The sequence below is a fragment of the Bacillus sp. 05T22 genome (assembly GCF_056396765.1).
In genome coordinates, this window is record NZ_JBFTMC010000021.1 from 73952 (window position 1) to 95768 (window position 21817).

At 34.8% G+C, this 21817-nt stretch carries 23 protein-coding genes and 1 pseudogene; 4 read left to right on the top strand and 20 right to left on the bottom strand.

Annotation, left to right across the window (positions count from 1 at the left end; genetic code table 11):
* Positions 1-12 precede the first annotated feature (12 nt).
* Genes AC1DIT_RS09730 through AC1DIT_RS09740 form a run of 3 tightly spaced genes read right to left on the bottom strand, consistent with a single transcriptional unit; the run spans position 13 to position 1442 of the window.
* Entirely contained in the window at positions 13-306 is a 294-nt protein-coding gene (locus AC1DIT_RS09730; RefSeq protein WP_016115272.1) for a putative quinol monooxygenase, read from the bottom strand.
* Positions 307-344: 38 nt separating this feature from the next.
* Entirely contained in the window at positions 345-983 is a 639-nt protein-coding gene (locus AC1DIT_RS09735; protein ID WP_016115273.1) for a nitroreductase family protein, read from the bottom strand.
* 30 nt (positions 984-1013) lie between these two features.
* A complete protein-coding gene (locus AC1DIT_RS09740; protein WP_016115274.1) occupies positions 1014-1442 on the bottom strand; it encodes a MarR family winged helix-turn-helix transcriptional regulator in 429 nt (142 codons plus the stop codon).
* A gap of 294 nt (positions 1443-1736) precedes the next feature.
* Here AC1DIT_RS09740 and tet point away from each other — a divergent pair, with 294 nt between their 5' ends.
* Entirely contained in the window at positions 1737-3710 is a 1974-nt protein-coding gene (gene tet, locus AC1DIT_RS09745) for a tetracycline resistance ribosomal protection protein (RefSeq protein ID WP_016115276.1), read from the top strand.
* 261 nt (positions 3711-3971) lie between these two features.
* Here the strand turns inward: tet and AC1DIT_RS09750 are convergent, their stop codons facing one another.
* From AC1DIT_RS09750 to AC1DIT_RS09785, 8 genes are all read right to left on the bottom strand, one after another.
* Entirely contained in the window at positions 3972-4955 is a 984-nt protein-coding gene (locus tag AC1DIT_RS09750; protein ID WP_476998163.1) for a DUF4003 domain-containing protein, read from the bottom strand.
* 169 nt (positions 4956-5124) lie between these two features.
* Positions 5125-5592: an NUDIX hydrolase gene (locus AC1DIT_RS09755; protein WP_016115278.1), complete on the bottom strand. Its 468-nt coding sequence runs from the start codon at positions 5590-5592 to the stop codon at positions 5125-5127.
* A 31-nt stretch (positions 5593-5623) separates the two neighbouring features.
* Complete coding sequence (locus tag AC1DIT_RS09760; RefSeq protein WP_016132951.1) at positions 5624-7093, bottom strand: serine hydrolase domain-containing protein; 1470 nt, start codon at positions 7091-7093, stop codon at positions 5624-5626.
* 8 nt (positions 7094-7101) lie between these two features.
* Positions 7102-7614, bottom strand: coding sequence for a hypothetical protein (locus AC1DIT_RS09765; protein ID WP_016115280.1), 513 nt, complete (start codon positions 7612-7614; stop codon positions 7102-7104).
* Positions 7611-7952 (bottom strand): PadR family transcriptional regulator, encoded by a 342-nt coding sequence (locus AC1DIT_RS09770; protein WP_033671244.1) that lies wholly within the window; start codon positions 7950-7952, stop codon positions 7611-7613. The genes AC1DIT_RS09765 and AC1DIT_RS09770 overlap by 4 nt, the downstream gene beginning before the upstream one ends.
* A 257-nt stretch (positions 7953-8209) precedes the next feature.
* Positions 8210-9247, bottom strand: coding sequence for an SDR family oxidoreductase (locus AC1DIT_RS09775; RefSeq protein ID WP_016115282.1), 1038 nt, complete (start codon positions 9245-9247; stop codon positions 8210-8212).
* A 714-nt stretch (positions 9248-9961) separates the two neighbouring features.
* Positions 9962-10531 carry a histidine phosphatase family protein gene (locus AC1DIT_RS09780; RefSeq protein ID WP_016115283.1) on the bottom strand — a complete coding sequence of 190 codons (570 nt, stop codon included), beginning with the start codon at positions 10529-10531 and terminating at the stop codon, positions 9962-9964.
* Positions 10532-10562: 31 nt separating this feature from the next.
* Positions 10563-11033: a GNAT family N-acetyltransferase gene (locus AC1DIT_RS09785; protein WP_016115284.1), complete on the bottom strand. Its 471-nt coding sequence runs from the start codon at positions 11031-11033 to the stop codon at positions 10563-10565.
* Positions 11034-11216: 183 nt separating this feature from the next.
* Between AC1DIT_RS09785 and AC1DIT_RS09790 the strand changes: the two are divergent.
* Together AC1DIT_RS09790 and AC1DIT_RS09795 are read left to right on the top strand one after the other, a co-directional pair.
* Positions 11217-11786: pseudogene (locus AC1DIT_RS09790) on the top strand (MFS transporter); the annotation flags it as partial.
* Positions 11787-11928: 142 nt separating this feature from the next.
* A complete protein-coding gene (locus tag AC1DIT_RS09795) occupies positions 11929-12900 on the top strand; it encodes an ornithine cyclodeaminase family protein (protein WP_016115286.1) in 972 nt (323 codons plus the stop codon).
* 316 nt (positions 12901-13216) lie between these two features.
* On the opposite strand, the gene AC1DIT_RS09800 is transcribed toward AC1DIT_RS09795, so the two are convergent.
* The 5 genes from AC1DIT_RS09800 to AC1DIT_RS09820 form a co-directional block, all read right to left on the bottom strand.
* Positions 13217-13693 (bottom strand): small multi-drug export protein, encoded by a 477-nt coding sequence (locus AC1DIT_RS09800; RefSeq protein WP_016115287.1) that lies wholly within the window; start codon positions 13691-13693, stop codon positions 13217-13219.
* 28 nt (positions 13694-13721) lie between these two features.
* A complete protein-coding gene (locus AC1DIT_RS09805) occupies positions 13722-14156 on the bottom strand; it encodes a hypothetical protein (protein WP_016115288.1) in 435 nt (144 codons plus the stop codon).
* Between the two features lie 2 nt (positions 14157-14158).
* Positions 14159-14365 carry a helix-turn-helix transcriptional regulator gene (locus AC1DIT_RS09810; RefSeq protein WP_033671254.1) on the bottom strand — a complete coding sequence of 69 codons (207 nt, stop codon included), beginning with the start codon at positions 14363-14365 and terminating at the stop codon, positions 14159-14161.
* A 362-nt stretch (positions 14366-14727) separates the two neighbouring features.
* Positions 14728-14796, bottom strand: a complete 69-nt coding sequence (locus AC1DIT_RS09815) for a DUF3980 domain-containing protein (protein ID WP_139350021.1) — start codon at positions 14794-14796, stop codon at positions 14728-14730.
* Between the two features lie 89 nt (positions 14797-14885).
* A complete protein-coding gene (locus AC1DIT_RS09820; RefSeq protein ID WP_016115290.1) occupies positions 14886-15797 on the bottom strand; it encodes a DMT family transporter in 912 nt (303 codons plus the stop codon).
* A gap of 127 nt (positions 15798-15924) precedes the next feature.
* Here AC1DIT_RS09820 and pdxR point away from each other — a divergent pair, with 127 nt between their 5' ends.
* The gene (gene pdxR, locus AC1DIT_RS09825) at positions 15925-17367 is read left to right on the top strand and encodes a MocR-like pyridoxine biosynthesis transcription factor PdxR (RefSeq protein WP_016115291.1); all 1443 of its coding nucleotides are present in this window, start codon (positions 15925-15927) and stop codon (positions 17365-17367) included.
* Between the two features lie 390 nt (positions 17368-17757).
* On the opposite strand, the gene AC1DIT_RS09830 is transcribed toward pdxR, so the two are convergent.
* The 4 genes from AC1DIT_RS09830 to AC1DIT_RS09845 all read right to left on the bottom strand — a co-directional run bounded on the left by AC1DIT_RS09830 (position 17758) and on the right by AC1DIT_RS09845 (position 21651).
* Positions 17758-18645, bottom strand: coding sequence for a DMT family transporter (locus tag AC1DIT_RS09830; RefSeq protein ID WP_016115292.1), 888 nt, complete (start codon positions 18643-18645; stop codon positions 17758-17760).
* 495 nt (positions 18646-19140) lie between these two features.
* On the bottom strand, positions 19141-19878 hold the full coding sequence (locus AC1DIT_RS09835; protein WP_476998164.1) for a metallophosphoesterase family protein: 738 nt from the start codon (positions 19876-19878) through the stop codon (positions 19141-19143).
* Positions 19879-19891: 13 nt separating this feature from the next.
* Entirely contained in the window at positions 19892-20833 is a 942-nt protein-coding gene (locus tag AC1DIT_RS09840) for an aminoglycoside phosphotransferase family protein (protein ID WP_016115294.1), read from the bottom strand.
* Between the two features lie 14 nt (positions 20834-20847).
* A complete protein-coding gene (locus AC1DIT_RS09845; protein WP_016115295.1) occupies positions 20848-21651 on the bottom strand; it encodes a VOC family protein in 804 nt (267 codons plus the stop codon).
* Positions 21652-21817 lie beyond the last annotated feature (166 nt).

Sequence of the window (21817 nt, forward strand, 5' to 3'; positions counted from 1 at the left end):
AGGGGGTATTTATTATTTTACTGGTTGCCCATCATAAACCTTAATATCTAATGGAGCTGTCAAAAATTGATTTGCTTTACTAACAAAAGAAGTAAAATGTTCACTCGTATTGTGGCTAGCAACCGCTTCTGCATCTTGCCAAACTTCTACCATTGTATATACATTTTCTTTTTCAGTATCTTTATATAAATCATATGATACGTTTCCACTTTCTTCTCTTGAACCATGAATCAACGGTTGAATTTCTTCTAAAAATGCTTGTTGTTTTGCTGGATCTACTTGAAATACTGCGTGAATGATAATCATAGTGCTTCCCCTCTCATATTCTACGTATCTTTATAAAATTACTTCCACTCGGCAATTGTATCAATTGGCAGACGAACTGATTTGTATCCACTATCAGCTGCTTTTCCAATTGAAATCAACATAACTGGTACATAGCGGTCTTTATCTAATCCAAATGCTTCAGCAATTTTGTCTTTCTCAAAGCCACCAATTGGACATGTGTCATATCCATGAGCGCGAGCTGCCAGCATAAATTGCATAGCTACAAGACCACCATCAATTAAAACTGTATCTTTCATCACCTCTGGTGAAACCATAGAGAAATAAGCGGAAAGCTTTTGCATTTGATCTTCTTTCACTTCAGCTGGCATAAACCCGTGTTCAACCGCTGTACCATAAATCTCTTCCGCATTATCAAAGTTTTGTAAATCACCAAATACAGCGATCATAGTTGATGATGTTTCTACTTGAAGCTGATTGAATTTAGCAAGCGGCGCAAGTGTCGCTTTTCCTTCCGCACTATCAATAACAAGAAAGCGCCATGGTTGCATATTAACTGAAGATGGTGCAAGTGTTGCTTCAGTCAGAATTTCTGTCATTTCTTCTTTACTAATTTTCACTGATGGATCATATTTACGAATCGAACGACGTCCCGTAAGAATTTCTGTAAAATCATTTGTTTTTGTTATGTTACTCATAGATGTAATCTCCCTTTTTCAGTCACTTATTTAGACTTCATTTATATTTTTTTGCATGCGATTTAACATACTTAAAAGATTATCTCGCTCTTCTTCACTAAAATCTTTTAACGTAGAAGCTGCGAATCGTTCTTTCTCCTCTTGAAAGGCATGGATTTTATCTCGTCCGTCCTTCGTTAAACGAACAAGCGTAATCCTGTTATCATCTGGATTTTTACGTCTTGTAATCATTCCATTTGCTTCAAGCTGTTTTAAATGTCGTGTAATCGCCGCGTTATCAATATTCACTTCTTGTTGAAGCGCCTTTTGACTCATTTCTTCAACTTGATATAGTTGGTGTAACAGCTCTAGTCTTGATTGACTAATACCAGTACACCCCTCAAATTTCGAACTAACTTCTTTATTTAGAAAGTGTAGCTTATATAAAATAATGGCTTCCTTTGAGCATGAATTTGTCAAATAACCCCTCCGTTATTAAGGATCTCAAATATTAATTGATACATCAATAATTGATATGTCAATTAATATACCGGATTATAATTTAAAATGCAWTCATTTTGTTTTTGCTTATTTACTTTTAGTATTGCCCTCCTGTTAATTTTCCAAAATTAAGTATTTCATCACGTTACAAATAACGCGAATTTCCCTATAATAGAAATATCATAAAAGACTGGAGAGTGATTGTAATGCGGCAATTTATTACGAAAAGAAATGAGGAAATGAACATGAAAAATGAAATGAGGGTTTTAACACATGAAAACAATAAATATAGGGATTGTGGCGCATGTAGACGCTGGAAAGACGAGTTTGACTGAGCGTATTCTTTATGAAACTAATGTGATTCAGGAAATCGGCCAAGTAGATAAAGGAAGCACACAAACAGATTCGATGGAGTTAGAAAAGCAACGTGGTATCACAATTAAAGCATCTGTCGTTTCATTTTTTATAAATGATCTGAAGGTAAATGTAATTGACACACCCGGCCATGCGGATTTTATTGCTGAAGTGGAGCGATCTTTCCGTGTTCTAGATGGAGCAGTTTTAGTTATATCTGCAGTTGAGGGCATTCAGGCACAAACCAAAATTTTAATGAGAACTCTGCAGAAACTGCGCATTCCGACCATACTATTCGTCAATAAAATTGATCGGAGTGGTGCCCAAACTACTAAAGTGATCCAACAAATACGGGAAATGCTTACCAATCAAGTACTCCCATTATATAAAGTGAAAAATGAAGGGACAAAAGACGCATGTATGATTCAAAATGAAGTACATGCTGATATATATGATGAATATATTGAACTTCTAGCAGCACATAATGAATCGTTACTTGAATCCTATGTAAATGGCGAAGTATTAACTACAGCCACTTTAAGAAATGAATTATGGGATCAAATTCAGCATGCAAATGTATATCCAATCTTTTTCGGTTCAGCAATGACTGGAATAGGAATCACTGAATTACTCGAAAGTATTTCAGTAATGATTCCCCAAAATGATTGTGGCAATGATATAAATACACCTTTGTCTGGTATTGTTTTTAAAATCGAAAGAGAACTTACCGGGGAAAAAATTGCTTACGTACGAATATTCTCAGGTTGTTTACACGTAAGAAAATATGTTGATATTAATCGAAAACAAAGTGACTTAAAGACCCTTTCACACAAAGAAAAAATCAAAAAGCTTCATATATTTCATAATGGAAGTGCTATTCAATCCCCTACTGCTGGAACGGGAGAATTTTGTAAAGTATGGGGGCTTAGCGACATTAGAATCGGTGACGTGATCGGTGAATGGTCAGATAAAATGAAAGATATTCACTTTGCAGAACCTCAAATGGAAGCTGCAATTGAAGCACGGCCAAAAGGGAAAAATCACAACCTATATCAAGCACTCGTAGAACTCTCAGAAGAAGATCCACTTATAAAAGTAGTGAAAGATGATATTCACAATGAAATCTATATTCGGCTTTTTGGTGAAGTTCAAAAAGAAGTGATTGAAACAACTTTACAGGAAAAATATAATTTAAATGTTTCTTTCTCAGACACAAGAATTGTATGTATAGAAAAGCCAATTGGAATCGGAAATGCACTAGAAATAATGGGTGAAAAGAATAACCCTTTCTATGCAACAATTGGTTTTCACATGAAACCTGGTGCACCAGGTTCTGGTATCACTTATAACTTAGAAGTCGAGCTTGGCTCATTGCCTTTAGCATTTCATAAAGCTATTGAAGACACTGTATTCCAAACGTTAAAACAAGGCTTATATGGATGGGAAGTCACTGACATTGCCGTAACATTAACCCATACCGGTTATGCAAGTCCGGTAACTACAGCTGGTGATTTTAGAAAACTAACACCTCTTGTCTTGATGGATGCTTTAAAGCAAGCTGGAACAAATGTATACGAACCAGTAAATGAATTTGAATTAACAGTACCAACAAATTCAATTAGCACAGCAATGTATAAATTATCGGCAATACACGCTACTTTTAAAGACCCTGTACTGCATAACAATTCCTTTTATTTAACAGGAACTCTGCCGATGGCCAAAACAGAGAACTTTAAGCGTGGCCTACATTCTTTTACTGAAGGCGAAGGTGTCTTTATCGCTAGACCTTGCGGATATAGTAAAATCGAATCAAATTTCCCATCACGAAAACGAGTAGACTATAATCCACTTAATCGAAAAGATTATTTATTGCATGTGCTTCGTGCTTATTAATTTAACATAAAGTGAAACTAATAATCAGTGGTTCCCCCCACTGATTATTAGTTGAACCAATGGGGCTTTTACAGACAGCTCATCTCCCACCTAACTTCTTTGCATCTGCTGAATTTTGAGGTGAGAGTGTTACTGTCCTAAAATAGCGGGATAAACTGAAAAAATCGATTGTCAGCAGACAATCGACTTTTGAGTTAAGCATGATGTATGTAACCCTTTTTGGGAAATCCTACATATAGCGTTCATGTAGCACATTGTACGTTATGAACTACTGCTGGCAGAGGTTGCTGCAGAGGAAGCGGTAATTGCTGCTATCATAGCTGCCTGCTGCGCCTGTATGAGAACCTCTATCATTGTTTGTAAACCTGTGTTGGCAGCGTGACTTTCCGCACCTTTCTGACTTACGAACAGTTGGATGGCAATCAGAATATTTGCATCCGTATGCCAGCGGAATAATTTGTCCCCCTGCAGTTTTTCAATGAATGCTCGAATAGAATGAACTTCTTTCTCTCTATCCTCAAGCAACGCTAGTAGCCCGATAGCCGGATAATGCATCTGTTTCACTTTTACCTTTTCTTGCTTTAGCAGATTCCATATGTTTGTGTATCGTGCTACTAAAATATCTTCACTGACATCCTTCTTTAGAGAAAGAATATGACTTAAAAATTGAAGATTATTTCCTTTGTACATACCAGCTGCCGCCAGCTTCTGGTAGAGACGTTCCACTCGATCCATAAGCGTCTCTACTTTCTCTGATTGTCCTGCTAGTAAAACAGCGAGCGGGTAATCATCTGTACTTGTAAGAAAGAAGTGATCCTCTTTCATGCGTTTATATACTTGCAGCGACCGCTGAATGCGTGTGTCATGCTGTCCATTGTCTTCTGGTAAAAGCACTGCTGCTGCCAGATAAGTRAATATACTCCGGCTAAAGCCACCAGCGACCAATYGTTCATATAARTCTARAAACTGYTGAAAMGCTTCYTTGTAATMTGTAAAGTGAATATCTAATGTTGCKGCMACCACAAAGCGATGATARGACTTCAAATAGGAAAACATCCCTACCTGATCCTTAATATAATTACTAATTTCTAAAAACCGCCCAAGATCAAACGGCTTATCGCTGCCTGCATACATAGCGGCAATCATCATCCCAGTCCGAGAATCACTAGTTTTCCACCTTAGTTCTCCCTTCAACTGTGTATATATGTGTGTATACTGCTCCAACTTCTGCTGCAATGTAATCATAGTGGTCCCCCCGTTTTTCTTGTGCTTCTCTTCTATCATACTATTATTCCATATTTAGGAACACTGTTTTTGATACAAAATTTGTAAGCTTATACTTCCCTTAGTATTTTTTCCACAATACCCCTATTAGTTATAAGTAAAATCCCCATTTCCGTCTTTCTATCTCTTTTTACTCACTCCTAACAATATGTTCAATATGAATAGGCAAATCATTCACTTTATCTTTTAGAAAGTCCGGTTTCAAGTTATATTCACTTATTCGTTCTAATAGCACCCATTGAAATACATACCTTCTGCCGTCTTCTTCAAGAACAAAAGTATCCTCTCCTTTTGCAGGCAACTCAAGCAAGTTCACTTCATAATAAAAACTAATTTCATGGAACTGATGCGTATCATATGTAAAGAAATTTTCAGCCGTCCATAACAGTTTTTTCACATCAACATTTACTCCTAGCTCTTCTCTAAGCTCTCTTTTCACTGCCGTTTCACTGCTTTCTAGCATCTGCACTCGTCCGCCTGGTATATACCAGAAATCTTCCCCTTCATTTTGAATCATGAGGATTTTATTTTCTTGTTTGCATATTGCACCAACTCGGTAGTTAAAACAAGTTTTCTCTAATTTGAATGTAAGATCCATTATTATGTGCCACCTTCATATGATTTGAAATTTAACTATTAAAATATTTTACTTGTAAATTTTGTTTATAAGCGATGATGATAGAAAACAATCCATTAAGTGCAAAAAGAATAACTACTCCAATTGATAAATAAGCTAAATCTGGAGAAAACACAAAAATCGCATGCCATGGAGAATCCGTACTATAAATTAGTACTGGAATTGTAGCAATAGATAGCACTAAGAAAATGATACCGGAAATGCACCCTATACTTCTTTTACGAAATTTTTTTGATTTCATCTTTACCAATAGATAAATAAGCATGATAAAAAGCAAGCAAATTATCCCCAATGTAATCAGTTGAACAATTGGAGTATTTGAAGGTATATCAACTAGTTCATTTCCATTTATTATATTTATAATACCTTGCTTCAAATATGAAAGCGCCTCTTCTTCTAGAATATGATTTTTATTGGTAAGAATCACGCCGCCCCAACCTGTTTTTGGTATAAAAAACATTTCTGCATGTGAATCAGGGGTTGAACCTGAATGCCATATCATTTTCTCCTCAGAATCTGGATTTGTGATTCTTACCCCTAGGCCATAGAAGCGGTTTTCACCGGTTTGAAGATGAGGTGATACATAAAGATTCCTAGTATTTTCAGTTAAAAAATTGTCATTCTCTTGTCGGCTAAGAAATTTAATGTATTGAATCATATCTTCTGCACTTGCCGTTATGTACCCATATGGTGCTCCTCCATTATCATAAGTTACCGAACTTTTCCGAGGGATTCCAAACCATGACTGATAGCCACCTAAATATCCTTTTTTATATGCAGTATCATAATCAGCTGCTGCATTCTTCATACCTAATGGTAAAAATACTTCCTGCTTCATGTAGTCAGAATATGTTTGATTGGTAACCTCTTCAATAAGAGCACCGAGAATTAAGAAATTGGCATTACTATATTGATATTTTTCTCCGGGTGAAGCGGTAAGTGTAACGTTTGATAGACTTTTCACATTGTCTTTTATAGCATTGAAACCTTTAGATTCTTTATCTGATATTGATAAACCCGAATAAGTACTAATTCCACTTGAATGGGTAAGCAAATGTTTAATTGTTATTTTTGATGTTGCTTCTTTATCTTTAAGTGCAAACCACGGAATATATTTTTGGACTGGATCTTCTAAGTGAACGGTACCTTCTTCCATTAATTTCATTATGGCTAAACCTGTTAATGATTTACTTATCGATCCAATAGTAAAGGGAGTTTCAATCGTTACTCTTTCTTCAGTTTCTCCCGTTACACCCCATGCTTTTGAATAATACAAATCATTTCCATGAACAATAGCAATCGAAGCTCCTGGAATTCGATGTTCCTTTAAAAAAGCTTCTACATAGTTGTCTATAGTATCTTTCATATCTTGTTCTGCGGAGACTTTTGAGGCTGATAGGAATAAAGTGCATGCATTAAATAATAAGCAAATTAAAATCATAGTGAATTTTAGTAGTTTCATATAAAGTTTCACCTACTAATATTTATTTTTCGTATACGAAACACTACCAACATAGAGATTAGTAAGGAAATTGAAATGCTAGTAATCATTAGTAAGGAATTCCACCAAGAATTATCTGCTATGTGATACAAAATATTATAGTCAAACGAATTATTAGTATGTAGTGGGTTAAATGATTCTGTTAAAAACATAGATAGTAAGAGTTGTGAAGTGAGGTAGGTAACGATGGAAGTAAGGAATCCACTCACAAATAAAATTCCTGTTCTATTTTTTGATTTTCGTATCTGTTTTATTTCAGAATGAAGATCTATTCCATTCATTTCTAAAAAATCTTTAACAAATGTTGTTGTATTTCCTAAATCTTTTAGACTATCTTGGCCGTGTTCACGACATTCTTGTATATGCTCTAAAAGCTGCTGCCTAATGATTCTTCTGTTCTTTGAACTGACTTGATATTGTTTTAATTCTTCCAGAACTTCTTTTACAAACCGTTTTTCTTCCTTGGTCAAATTCATGTTCATTCCAAATGCTCTCCCTTCAAATCACTTTGCAGTAGGGATTTTATATCTTGTTGTAATTCCAACCACTCGTTGATTTTTTTCTGAAGATACATTTCCCCTTGTTCATTAATTTCATAATAAACTCTAACCTTACCACTTTCTGTCATTTCACGGTAAGTATGAACCCATTCTTGATCTTTAAGCTTGGTCAAAATCGGATAAATGCTTCCTACTCCTTTCAGTTTTAAATTGTGTTTTTCTAACTCCTTCATAATTTCATATCCATAGCTTTTTCCCTTTGACAAAATAGATAACACACACATCTCTAAATGACCTTTAATTAAACTTGTTCTATCCATAAGATAAATTTAACAAAAATATATACTTCATTCAAGTATATTTTTTTGAAAATATTAACTTTTCTAAAATCGAAAGCACACGCACTAAATTTTGAATCTCCAAATACRTATAACCCCGTCTAATTTTAAGACGGGGCAAAATATTTTTTTGAAATCTAAATTTTATTACACAATCATATCAGATCTTTTGGACTCCCAATCTAGCAGAATCTATTTCCTTGCAAATTTTTTCTCAGCTTGATGAGTATATACTCTCATCATAATTTCTCCTTCTGAAACCAAACCTCTAGCAATTCCGCCTCTCTTTCTCTGGATATACCTGCTTTTCGTTCTGTATCCTGCCTCGATTTCTCCCATAGATACACATCACAAATAGTATCTTCAATAGGTCTAAAAGAAAGACCAGCGTTAACAGCTTTTTCTATACTGATGAAAAAACTACCTTTCCACGGTTCTGTCTCTCCTTCTAGTGGAAAATTTTCAGGAATCCATAAAGGCAACTCCGTCCATGGCTTTACTTTATTCTCAATTAAAAATTGTTCTTCTACCCATACAAATTCAGCATCGCTATTTGTTACTGCTTTACAAGTATTTAATAGTTCTTCTATCGTCAATTCATTATTCGGCCCTGTTACATTAAACTTGCCTACTTTTCTGTTTTCTGCCATATCGAATGCCCAGGTTGCCACATCTTTCACGTCAATCAGTTGAACAGGACGGTCTGAACGCCCTGGCACCATTATTTCCCCACCCTGTGCTACACGCTGAACCCAGTACGGGAGTCGATCTGAATAGTCAAATGGTCCAACAAGAAGCCCTGCTCTTATATGCAAAACACGCCCCGGCCAATGTTTTTCTGCTTCTTCTTCACATAAAACTTTAAGTGCTCCATAATACTCGTAAGGAGATATTTTCCCATCCTCAACCGCTTTCAACTTATCCTTAGACGGCATAGACTGTACATGATAGTCTTCCTTAATATGAAATGGAATCCAATCTTTATAAGTAGAGATACTTGATATAAATGTATAATGTTCGATGTTATCTCCAAGTACAGCAGCAATTTTTTTAATTTGATGAGGAGCAAATCCACATGTGTCCATTACAACATCCCATTTTCGATTTGCTAAACATGATACATCACTGTCTCTATCGCCTGTTAACTGCTCTACTTCAGGAAATACATCTTTATTCGTGCCACGATTAAATAAGGTGACTTCATGCCCTCTTTTCAATGCTTCTTCTACTAAAGCTCTTCCTAAAAAACGCGTACCTCCTAATATAAGGACCTTCATAATTTTCCCCCATTCATTTTAATAATCTATAAAATTAGCATTCATTTAATTTAACGATTTTCCTACTTAAAAAGTTATGGGGATGACGAAAAAATTAAATTCCCCCTGTCGGTGTAGGATACTACCCGAACGATTTACATAGTATCCCTAGTTTATTTTTCCCTAGTCTGTATCCGTTTGGTATATGGATTACAGGGCTCATATTACTATTCTATTCATTTCCCTTAATCGTTCTAAAAAAACAAAACTGGAAATCAGAAAAGAAACACTAACATTTCATATAGAAAAAGAGGCTACTGATTCATTAACTAGTTCGGTTCAGAATTACAAAATAACCGACTGAATAGCATTGTAATTCACAAGAATTTAACGTACTAATTAGCATTAAAAACAGAAGCAAAAAAGGCGTATGCATATAAACACACGCCTTTTTTGCAAATAACATAGGGATAACCAAAAAATCATCTTTTATTCAAATATTTCTACTTTGTTCTCCACTATTCTAACTACTTTCATTTTCACACGAGGAACACCATCTTTTTAATAATAATCATTTAATACTTGCTCAACTTCATTTTTGTATGTTCCAAGTATTTCAGGTGAAAATTGCTCAACATAATAGTCTCCACCTTTAATTAAACAGCATGCCATTTTATCAAGGGCAATTAAACTTAAAGGTCTCCCCTTGGTAAGGGGAGACCTTTAAGTTTCACTTTATTTCCACAATCTTTTAACCTCCTCCAATTCCTCACCATTGAATTCCATTCTGTATATATCTGGTTTTGATGTATGTAGTAAAAAATTCAAATCGTACTGACTGTCATAATACCCCATCATCAAAGTCATAACAGCTCCATGAGTGCCTAATACTATTTTTTGCCCTCGATAAGTCTTTAATAATTCTTTGAAAACTTTTATAGCTCGTTTCTGACAAACTGCATTAGACTCCCCTCCCTTTAAAGCAAAGTTTGGATCAGAAAACGACTTCTGTAACAAAGGCAATAATTCCTTATCAGATATTCGCTTGTCTTCAGCAGAAAAAATTCTCTCTTTCAAGTCTTCAAATACTATAACTTCTTGCCCTAAATGTTTAGCTAATCCCTGAATCGTTAGGATGGATCGATGGTATGGGCTTGAAACAAAAACATCAATACCCTTCCCTTGTAATATATCAGTTATTCGATAAGTATCTAATTCCCCTTTTTCAGTTAAGCCTCTTGTTCTTTCATTTTCTTCTATTTTTGGTGATTCACCATGTCTCACCATGTAAATGAAAGTTTTCATAATACCCCTCCTTAACATAGTTTATCGTTATTTATAGCCTCTTCATAAACAATACCCTACTCCCCCCATTCCCATCATAATTTAAATGTACCGATACCCCATTCACTTCTCCATCACCTGTTTCAATTTCAAATCCAATATCCTGATGAAATTGAATTGATTTTTTATTTACTGGAGAGGTTACCGCTTTTACAATGTGACGGTCATTTGCGCGAGCTGCATCGAAAAAATAGCTGTAGAGCGCAGAAGCTATACCTTTTCTTCGATACTTTGGATTCACTCCAATAAAATGAACGTATGCTTCATCGGCATATGTTTGCGATAAGAATCCACATAAAAACCCTAACATCTCTCCATCCTCTTCAATGACAAAACTCGTTTCTTGAAAATGAACGAAGAATAACTTTGGCAGCATATCCGCCATATTTCTCCCGTCCCACCATTCGTTAATTACAGCATGAATTGCGACATAATCTTCCACTTGTATGTTTCTAACTTTCATTTTTCTCCCTCTCATTCTACTATTTTCTATACATAGAACCGTAACATCCTAATAAAAAGCAACTCTTTATAATATTTGCTACTTATTGTATTACTTCCTTCCATCTTCAAATTTTGACATAAAAATCATTTTTATATAAAATATTCATAATAGTTAGAAAAATAAATTAAAAGAGGTGAATTTATGCAACAACAAAGTTCTGTCCAAAGAAAAGCACTCATCGCTAGTTTAATTGGTAGTTCTATCGAATGGTTTGATTTCTTCTTATACGGAACTGCCGCCGCACTTGTATTTAACAAATTGTTTTTTGTAAACGAGGATCCTCTTGTCGCACTTATGCTTTCTTATCTTTCTTTTGGTATTCCATTTTTTATCCGTCCACTTGGAGGCATTATTTTCAGTCATATTGGTGACAAAATTGGAAGGAAAAAGACACTTGTGTTAACACTATCTCTCATGGGAGGGGCGACAGTATGCATTGGTTTGCTTCCTTCATATGAAACTATCGGTATACTAGCTCCTATTCTTTTAATATTACTAAGAATTATCCAAGGATTAGGAATTGGTGGAGAATGGGGCGGTGCATTGTTATTAGCTGTAGAATATGCACCGAAGGAAAGAAAAGGATTTTTTGGTAGTATTCCTCAAACGGGTGTTACAATTGGAATGTTACTGGGAACTGCTGCTATATCTTTCATGACCATGAATATTTATAACAATTCTTGGATTCCAGTAGCTTTATATATTGTACTAACTTGCTGTATTTCTTTAATTGCGATCGCTGCCGTTTCAACGAAGCAGATCGCAGAGAATATACAAAATCAAGATGTACAAGCCTAAGTCAATCGGGGGATTTTCAACTCCCCCTCTTCTATTAAAAAGGAGGATGATCTAAATGATTCATATTACAGAAGAAATGGTAAAAGATATTTATAAAATGAAAGACTGCTTACAAGATGTAGAAAAGGCATTCCAGTATTATATGAACAACGAAATTACAACACCAGTAAGGCTGAATATACAACACTCTCAAGAAGATGCAAACTCTCTTTATATGCCTTCTTATGTAGCCCCAATCGAATTTGCATCTACAAAAATCGTTAGTATCTTCCCTAAAAATACTCAAAAAGGAAAAAAAGCACTACAAAGCTTGATTGTTTTAACAGAAACGAATACTGGTGAGCATGTCGCAACAATTGAAGCTTCCTATTTAACAACACTTCGTACGGGAGCGATGAGCGGTATTGCAACAAAACATTTCGCTCGTCAAGATTCTAGCGTCTGCGTTGTCATCGGCTGTGGTGCTCAAGCACTTGGACAAATACAAGCTGTTATGGAAGTTCGTTCTCTAACTCGTATTCTTCTCGTTAATCGGACAATACAAAAAGCTTTTGAATTTAAAAATCATTTACTCTCCTTGTATCCAAATTGGAACGGAACAATTGAGATTATAGAATCAGCTGATGATGCTGTTATGGAAGCAGATATTATTATTTGTAGTACAACTTCAACTACTCCTGTGTTTGATGGAAAACACTTAAAACCCGGTACTCATATTAATGGAATTGGGTCTTATCAACCTCATATGCAAGAACTCGATTTCACAACATTACAGCGTAGCGATAAAATTATTGTAGATACACTAGAAGGAGTTCAGCACGAAGCTGGAGATTTCTTGATTGCGAGTGAAAAAAACGAATGGGATTTTTCAAATGTATACAGTGAGCTTGGCGATATTATTTTAGGACATAAACAAGGACGAACAAACTCTGATGAAATTACTTTATTTAAATCTGTTGGGGTAGCTTTTTTAGATACAGTAGTGGCCAGTTCGATCTATCAAAAATATATAGAAGTGACCTGTTAATATAAGATAAAATAAACATATGTCACTTCTGTAACAATCAACGTTTATACGGAATAACTTAGTGTATATGAGCGCAATCTTATGCGCTCTATTATTTTTGTCACCAAAAGTCACTTCTGTACAAGAGTGAACGATTTTATATTACATAAAGTGAAACTTTAATCAGTGGGGGTTTTCTTCATCCCCCACTGATTATTAGTTGAACGAATCGGGCTTTTACGGACAGTTCATCTCCCACCTAACTTCTTTGCCTTCGCTGAATTTTGAGGTAGGAGTGTTACTGTCCGTTAATGCGGGATAAACTCTTCCTATTAAACTAAATAATATTTAAAAAGCTAAATCCATACATCGAAGCAACTACAAAAATAAGTGTCCATACTGCTAGACTGACCGTCATCCAACTAATGACGTGTGTCCGGTTAGATCCAAATGTTAAAGCTAATACGGCTGCAATATCAGTTCCTACAAGAATTGGAGCTAGCAGTGCCAAACCTGGAATACCATATCGTTCCCATATTCGTCTTGATCTAGTTTCCTTTTTAGAAGGTGTTGTTATACCTTTTTTTAACCTTCTTGCTGTTTGCCATTTTGCATACTGCTTAAAGAAGAAGCCTAGTAATAGAACCAAGATAAGATTCCCTGCAAACGCCGTAAGTCCTACTGCAAATGGTTGTAATCCCCATGCGATACCGAGTGGTACAACGATAGACACATCCATCCATGGCGCAAAAGCTAATAAAAATAAAACTACATATTGCCATAATTCACCTGCATTTTGAGCCCACTCCAACATACCTGTTTCCCCTCCTTTTTTGTTCAGATTAAATGCGATTTAAAACACGAATGGTAGTTAACCAATAGACAATGTATTGACCTACACCCAGTACACCAATACACATAAACGGAACAAGAATATTATGAGAAAAGAGGAAGCAAACTCCCGCCGTTACTGGAAGTGCAAAGCTATAGTACATATATACATTCCTGCAAGCCTTATAGGTTACCCATTGTTGACCTTCATCTATTTCACGAAATTCGGACGGTGTAAATCCAAATAGTCTAATCTTATCATCAGAATTCCTTCGATTATAAAGCTTTGTAAGAATGAACCACAAAAAAGTAAACATTACCAAAATCCCAAAACACAGTCTAGCCAGAACGACCTGTGTGTTCATAAGAGAAAACAGTAAAAATGCAATGATTAATACAAATAAACTCGCGCCTATAAGCGGAGATTTCAAAATATGTTTCATCATAATCATTCCTCTCCTTTTAAATAAAAAACATCTTCTACAGTAACATGAAACGCAGCAGCTATTTTTAACGCCATAGTGACAGATGGAGAATAATCACCTTTTTCAATTAATCCGATTGTCTGCCTTGTCACTCCAACTGCATCGGCCAAGTCTTGCTGAGTCCACCTAAATCGTGCCCGTAATTCTCTAACTCTGTTTTCAAGCATCACAATTTCCCTTTCCTCATTTTCTATCACCATTGTAAATGATTACCAAAAAAATGTAAACAATCATTTTCATTTTGTAATGAATAATTGCTTAAACAAACATAAACAACACCATCTATAACTAAAATGGTGTTGTTTCATTTATATGAATTTTTAAATTTAATTTAGTACAAAAGGAATGAAACATTTTGATTAGAGCATCATTATCATTGGTTTAGTCGCCTTGACAAACCTTTTTTTATGCAATCATCTCTGCACATTTTCATTGCATTATTATGTATTTTCATTTTGCACGCTCACCCCAAAACACCTCTTACATAATCAATGCGTTTTGGGGGAATTGAAAATTATTCCTCTGTATCCTCTCACTTCATTTTCTCATAAATTTTAATAACCGTTTCTACTAAAACAATAAATACCCAAAATCTACTTATGCACGAACATCAGCAGTGGGCAGTGAAACAAGCCTTGTCATTCCTAAAATGAAAACGGCCCCTTTCTACAGAAAGAGGTCATTTTAACATTAACTTACTTTTTTCAAATTGAGAGCTGGCTTTTTTACAGCTCCTTTTTTCACAACATATAAACCGATAAAGATAACGAATCCGCCGACTAATTGCATCGTATTTATTCTTTCTCCAATTATTACTGCGGCAAAAATGACAGCAAACAATGGGACAAGATACATATATACCATTACTTTTGTTGAACCGATTTTGCTAATACCAACGTACCACATCGCTAGTCCAAAGACCGTTGCAAATACAATCGAATAACCTAATGATCCCCAGCTTAATGTATCTGTTGGCCATGTCAGTGTACTTACGTTACATAAACAATATACGACAAGTGGCACAATACCAATTAATGTAGACCAAGAAGTTACTCGCATTGCCGAATATTTTGTAATAAGTGGCTGTGCAAGAATTGGATACCAACCCCAAGCAATCGCAGCAACTAATCCAATTAGATTTCCAAGCCAAGCATACTCATATGTAGATTGATTCGTATGCCCTGTTAATAAAACAAGTGCTGCCCCACTAAAGGATAATAAAGAACCAATTTGAATCTTCATCGAAAAACGTTCTTGTTTGTGTAACACTGCTAAAATCCCTGTAAAAATAGGTGACATCGCAATTAATAGTGACGCATTTGTTGCTGATGTATATTTTACAGATAACATAAATAATGTTTGATAAAGTGTAGTGCCAACTATACCTACGACTAGTAACCTTAACCAATCTTTTCTCTCAATTCGTAGCGATCGTTCCATAAAAAATGTAATCAATAATAATACCGGAGATGCAACTAAAAATCGTAAACTATTAAATTGAATGGATGACATATACGCCACTCCATATTTTCCAATTGTATAATTCGCTCCCCATACTAAAGCAACTGCTATTAGGAGCCATTCCATTTGCCATCGTTTCATCCGAATCTCCCCTTCCACTATCTTAGCATAGTAAAATTGGCTGGATACCACACCGTCCAATTGGCTGTTTTTTCACCCAGCCAATTTGTTATAATGAAACTAGATAAAGAATAAGGGGACGTTATACATGGAATGGAAGTTAGATAATGACAGCAAGATTCCGATTTATCAACAAGTTGTTGATTTTATTGAAAGACGTATTATGTATGGAGAGCTTCCTCCTGGTAGTTTTCTCCCTTCGGAACGAAAACTAGCAATCCAACTAAATGTAAACCGAAGTACTGTTACAACTGCTTATAATGAACTGCGTGCTATGGGAATTGTGGACAGCACAACTGGAAGAGGTACACGTGTAAGTACACATATGTGGGGCGTTTCTCCAACATTAACACCGAACTGGAGAGGATTCGTAGAAGGTGGTACTTTTTTACCGAATTTACCACTACTTCGACATATTCGAGAGCAAGTCCAGCAAAATGAAAATATAATTGATTTCGCAAATGGAGAGCTTGGTTGTAACCTGTTTCCTCATGAACAGTTACAAAATATTTTACGTGAGCAACCTTTAACGCAATCACTTAGCTATGATCATCCACAAGGCTATCTACCATTAAGACAAACGGCAGCGAAATATATGAGAGATTATCTAAAAATTGAAGCAACAGAACAATCGATTATGATTACTTCTGGGGCCCAACAAGCGCTTCATCTTATCGTTCAATGCTTATTAAACCCAGGTGATGCGGTAGCATTTGAAAGCCCCTCACATTGTTACTCATTGCCCCTCTTCCAATCAGCGGGGATTCGTATTTTCCCGTTACCTGTTGATGAACATGGAGTGAATCCTGAAGATGTGCATGAACTATATCGAAAGCACCGAATTAAAATGATTTTTTTAAATCCAAATTTCCAAAACCCAACAGGTACGATGCTTCATCCAAATCGAAGAAAAAAACTTTTATCGTTATGCGCAGACCTACGTATTCCAATCGTTGAGGATGATCCATCTAGTTTATTAACATTAGAAAATAAACAGCCTTGCCCTACTTTAAAATCCATTGATGAAAATGGAACCGTCATCTATGTGCATTCACTATCCAAAATGATTGCACCTGGCCTTCGTATCGGTTGGCTTGTTGCTCCACAGTCAGTAGTAGAACGGTTATCAGATGCACGGCATCAAATGGAATTAGGACTGAGTATATTTCCTCAATGGCTCATGCAGCAATTTTTTGAAACTGTTCCATTTGATACGCATATAACACAATTACGCAATCAGTTAGCACAAAAAAGAGATGTCATTGTCGATGCCCTAGATTATTATCTTCAAGATAAGATTTCTTTTTCAAATCCTAATGGTGGGATTTACATATGGGGAAAATTAAAGGAGCCTATTAACGAAAAACAGCTTATAATACAAAGTTTAAAACAGCAAGTAGCCTTTATGCCTGGCAGTATTTTTGGAGCAAAAGATGGCTATATTCGGTTATCGTATGGGAAAGTAAATATCAATCAAATAGAGGACGGAATTTCTCGTTTACATACCGCTATCGAATTTTGTCAAAAATAAAAAAACACTTTTCATGGAGCATTAATGCTCCATGAAAAATGCTTTATACTATGAAAACAAGTATGAAACTATAACAAATAACTGTGGACTGAAAAGGTGCTTTCTAGACGTGAAAACACCTTTTGGTTACTATAATCAAATATTATTTACTTAAAGTTTTTATTTTTAAAAATTCATAAGCACATTTTTTCAAAAATAGTCTACCTCAGTTAGATATTTGCGGAATATTGAGAAATCTTATCGTTGATTTTTATTGCTATAAAAATTATATCATATTTGCTACAAACACTAACTATTAGCATAAAACTACTTATCAAAAGTAAATCTGATTTATATAAGCTAAAATGATATAAATGAATATTCTCAACTTGAACGTATTCTAAAAAACATCTATCCTATATTTTTTCTATAATTTGTTTTTAATAAACTTTTAAAATCTAGTTCAGCGATTACTACACTTAATAATATAAGAGTTGCACCTAAATAACCTTTAACTGTGAGAGTTTCACCTGTGAAAAAGAAAGCAAAGCCTGCTGAAAACACAGGTTCTAATGAAAAAATAAGACCTGTATGTGTAGGACTCGTATATTTCTGTGCAATGATTTGAACAATGAAAGCCATTCCTGTACAAAATATGCTTAATACTAAGATCGAAAACCATGATTCAACAGTACTAGGAAGTTTAGGATTTTCCATAAACATTGAGAAAATAATACTAAATAGACCGACAAAACCAAGTTGTAAAACTCCAAGGCTAATTGAATTAACCTTCTTAGTTATTGTTCCAGTAATGATGATATGGACTGCATAAAATAGAGCACATAGAATACATAATATATCGCCATAACCTATTTTTAATTGGCTATTTAATGTTAATAATCCTATCCCTACTATTGTTAAAACAACTCCCAATATAACTTTTTTTTCAGGTCTTTGTTTTAAAAAGATAGATGATAATACTGGAATAAATATCACTGTAAGACTCATTAAAAAACCAGCATTAGAAACCGATGTATACTTTGTACCAAAAGTCGCAAAAATATAAACGATAAACAAGATAGCAGCTAATATAAAAGCATATTTAATAGTTCTAAAATCAATTTTGTTTAAATGCTTATAAAACACTATACCCGACAAAAGAAAAGCAATAATAAAACGTAATGATATTAAATTATATTCTTGCATGTAATTGAGGCCAACTTTTGTAAGTAAGATGGATGCACCCCAAAAAAATGCAACCATTAGTAACATTAAATCCGCCTTTAATTGTATTTTCATCTCTATTCCCTCGTTAATTTTTAGCTTTTAGAATATTTCATAATTGATTAGAGTTACTATACACCTTTTGAATACAGACATTAGCTGTCGACCTAACCTTAGGATTTCTAACCCTGTCTATTTAGAGCAAAACCATTGTATCCAATGATTTCACTATTTCTTTTCCTTTTCTTAATAAGGAAGATTCAATCCCTTTATTTTTAAGAACAGTATTTAAAGAAATAATTTCATATTCAGTATCCATAATATGAAAAATTAGCATTACAAATACTTATTGATATAAACATTTAAGGATTTCTCCAATTCGTAATGAAAAATCTAGCTACTAGCCTTTAATTCTCTCTATTTAGAAGTTATAATTCCTCTCCCTATCATTCATCCGACTTCCTGTTTTAAATATTCGAAATAATCATTTTTGAATCTCCCCTATATTTAATATTTTCAAGTATTTATCCAGAACTGTATACTGATTTATCGAATATATTTTGTCTAATTCTACTTTAATCCCCGATACTTAGCTGTCGTCAATTCTTGTATGTACGCATCAATCTCAGGCATTTCTTCTTCTCTAGCCAATCGGATCGCAAGCTCTATATCATAAGGAACGCGAACAAGTTGAATTGAGAAACTTGCTGCCTCTTTTTGGCCATATACACCTTCAAAAATCAAATAAGAAGCTTGTGTAATCTCAAGCGGATTACCTACGCTCCCGACATTACATAAYGTTTTCCCTCTAAAATTTTGCACATAMGCYTGATGAAYRTCWCCGTARCAAACRACATCAGGCTCTCGTTCACCTTCAATATTTTCTGTAAGATCACTATTTTCAAATAAACTTATACGTTGTTCGCTCGGAGCTCCCGGCTGAACTCTTTCATATAAGCTTCTAGGTGATGCATGGAACATTCTAATTAATTTCCCACTCATTATGAACTCAATTGAAAATGGTAATTCCCTTAAATAATTCAATTGTTCTTCTGATAATTGTTTTTGATGCCATTGTAAAGTCTCAAATTCACTAGGTCTTGTAATAAAATCATCCCAATTTCCCATTACAACATGCTTACACTCTTTCCGAATGACCTCAATCGCTTCACTAGAATGTGGCCCTTTCCCTACCAAATCTCCTAAGCACATAATACGTTCTATCCCTCTTAATTTGATATCTTCAAGAACAGCTTCTAAAGCAGGAATATTACCATGAATATCTGAAATAACCGCTATTTTATCCACATGTACACCTCCATTATTCTACATTCATTATATCTTTATTAGCAGATTTATACCAATTTGGAATATAGGAAGTAAAATTATTATGTTCTTCTAAGATTCTTCTTAACCTCATTTTCATTTCATCTACTAAGTTAGGCGTAATTCGATTTGTCCATACAATATCCGCTGGAAATATCATCGCTGCATACAATGCATATAATTTCCAAAAATGAAGTGGCGGCTCACCATCACAATACCCGTGAACTTGCCCGACTGCAAATGGTACACTTATATCAGTTGTAAATAAAGCCATCTTATAAAAATCATGAATGGGATCTCCAAAATCAAATCTAGCAAAGTCAATGACAGCACGAAATTCTTTATGATGAAGCATAAGATTCGCTGGGTGAAAATCGTCATGTAAAAATACGATAGGACGACCTTGTAATAAATTTTTATGATTTTCTACAAAGAGTAACACCGATTTCAGATCAATAAAATCAGTCTTATATTCTTCTAATGCTTGCAAATATCTCTCATATTTATTCCATCGAGCTGTTCCCCAAGATTCTTCTACATTCTTTTTCTTCACTGTATGAATTGTCTTTAATGCTTCTCCCGCCCGTTTTCCAGCTAAATATTGCTCCTTCTCAGTCAATTTACCAAGTATGTCTTTCCCGTCTTCTCCTTCAATCCATTCAAATACTTGTACACATTGATTTAATTTAACGAGATCTATGAAATAAAACAGTTTTGGCATTGGTACCTCTAATAATTCAAAACGGCTCATATATTCATATTCTTCGAGCTTACGTTCACGATTTGAAATATCACACACTTTTATAAAATAACGTTCATTATTTGCTAGTTCAATTTTATACTTTTGATCAAGCGAAAAGCCTTTTGGAATAGCCGTACATTTTACGATACGAGGCCAATCTAATTGTTTTTCTAATTCCATTAACACTTCATTCACATTGATTCCCCCGATTAATATATGTATGAGCTACCTAACACATGTGTTTTGTTCTTCTGCTTATTCGTCCCTTGAAATTCAACGGCAAAAGGATATTCTCCATGTTTTACTAACTGTTCTTGTACAAAGCCCTCACCAATCGGTTCACAAAATTGAATATTTATATTTTCAAACAATACACTTTGACAAATCGCATTCCATTCTTTATGAACTTCGGAAAGGCTTACTTGTACTTCGAGTATCTTCTTCCATCTTTCTACGGTTTCATGTACATTTTTCACAGCATAGTATATTGTCTGAATTTCTTTTACCTCGTTGCTATGCGGGACAATGACGCCCACTTCTTGTAAATCGAATCTCCTACTCTCATCAGATTCTTCCCACTGTATAAAGAAAGGTAATTTCGGTCCACTATCTTCCTGTTCCACAAATAACATTTTCCATTCGATAAGATGACCGTCATTTCTCATTCGTTTTCCTTCAAACGGCCCCTTAACTTGTAACCCTTCTTCCATGAACCTTACCGCAAGTTCTTCAATATGATCTGTACGAAGAGCAATTTGCAGCATTCCTTCTCTATCTCGTAATTTCTCTACAGTTTCCTGAACAAGTGGATTATCCGCTTGTTTCGCTGTATCTTCATGTTGCACTGCTAAAAATTCAATATAAGATAAGTCAAAATAACATAAACTATTCCATGTCCCCCAGTTTGTATGTTCTCCGCCCTGTACCGTATGAAATCCAAGCTCCTCCATTCGCTTTTCTGCTTCCTTTGGTGTGCACCTAACGGTATGAACGAGATGATCAAATGCTAACATAATTTTCCCCTCCCTTTATTTACATCCTTTTATTATATAACTATTCCGTTATTTCAATCAATTTAAAAAACTTTTAAAACCTAGTTGATTTATGAGATTAATATGCATTATAATAATAAAAAAATTAACGTTAAGCTGATTGGAAAAACCAAAGGCTCTTTTCTCA

Bases quoted from the DNA above. Each gene is read 5' to 3' on its own strand.
- AC1DIT_RS09730 (WP_016115272.1), bottom strand. From the start codon at position 306: ATGATTATCATTCACGCAGTATTTCAAGTAGATCCAGCAAAACAACAA.
- AC1DIT_RS09735 (WP_016115273.1), bottom strand. From the start codon at position 983: ATGAGTAACATAACAAAAACAAATGATTTTACAGAAATTCTTACGGGA.
- tet (WP_016115276.1), top strand. From the start codon at position 1,737: ATGAAAACAATAAATATAGGGATTGTGGCGCATGTAGACGCTGGAAAG.
- AC1DIT_RS09755 (WP_016115278.1), bottom strand. From the start codon at position 5,592: ATGGATCTTACATTCAAATTAGAGAAAACTTGTTTTAACTACCGAGTT.
- AC1DIT_RS09760 (WP_016132951.1), bottom strand. From the start codon at position 7,093: ATGAAACTACTAAAATTCACTATGATTTTAATTTGCTTATTATTTAAT.
- AC1DIT_RS09765 (WP_016115280.1), bottom strand. From the start codon at position 7,614: ATGAACATGAATTTGACCAAGGAAGAAAAACGGTTTGTAAAAGAAGTT.
- AC1DIT_RS09770 (WP_033671244.1), bottom strand. From the start codon at position 7,952: ATGGATAGAACAAGTTTAATTAAAGGTCATTTAGAGATGTGTGTGTTA.
- AC1DIT_RS09775 (WP_016115282.1), bottom strand. From the start codon at position 9,247: ATGAAGGTCCTTATATTAGGAGGTACGCGTTTTTTAGGAAGAGCTTTA.
- AC1DIT_RS09780 (WP_016115283.1), bottom strand. From the start codon at position 10,531: ATGAAAACTTTCATTTACATGGTGAGACATGGTGAATCACCAAAAATA.
- AC1DIT_RS09785 (WP_016115284.1), bottom strand. From the start codon at position 11,033: ATGAAAGTTAGAAACATACAAGTGGAAGATTATGTCGCAATTCATGCT.
- AC1DIT_RS09795 (WP_016115286.1), top strand. From the start codon at position 11,929: ATGATTCATATTACAGAAGAAATGGTAAAAGATATTTATAAAATGAAA.
- AC1DIT_RS09800 (WP_016115287.1), bottom strand. From the start codon at position 13,693: ATGTTGGAGTGGGCTCAAAATGCAGGTGAATTATGGCAATATGTAGTT.
- AC1DIT_RS09805 (WP_016115288.1), bottom strand. From the start codon at position 14,156: ATGATGAAACATATTTTGAAATCTCCGCTTATAGGCGCGAGTTTATTT.
- AC1DIT_RS09820 (WP_016115290.1), bottom strand. From the start codon at position 15,797: ATGAAACGATGGCAAATGGAATGGCTCCTAATAGCAGTTGCTTTAGTA.
- pdxR (WP_016115291.1), top strand. From the start codon at position 15,925: ATGGAATGGAAGTTAGATAATGACAGCAAGATTCCGATTTATCAACAA.
- AC1DIT_RS09830 (WP_016115292.1), bottom strand. From the start codon at position 18,645: ATGAAAATACAATTAAAGGCGGATTTAATGTTACTAATGGTTGCATTT.
- AC1DIT_RS09845 (WP_016115295.1), bottom strand. From the start codon at position 21,651: ATGTTAGCATTTGATCATCTCGTTCATACCGTTAGGTGCACACCAAAG.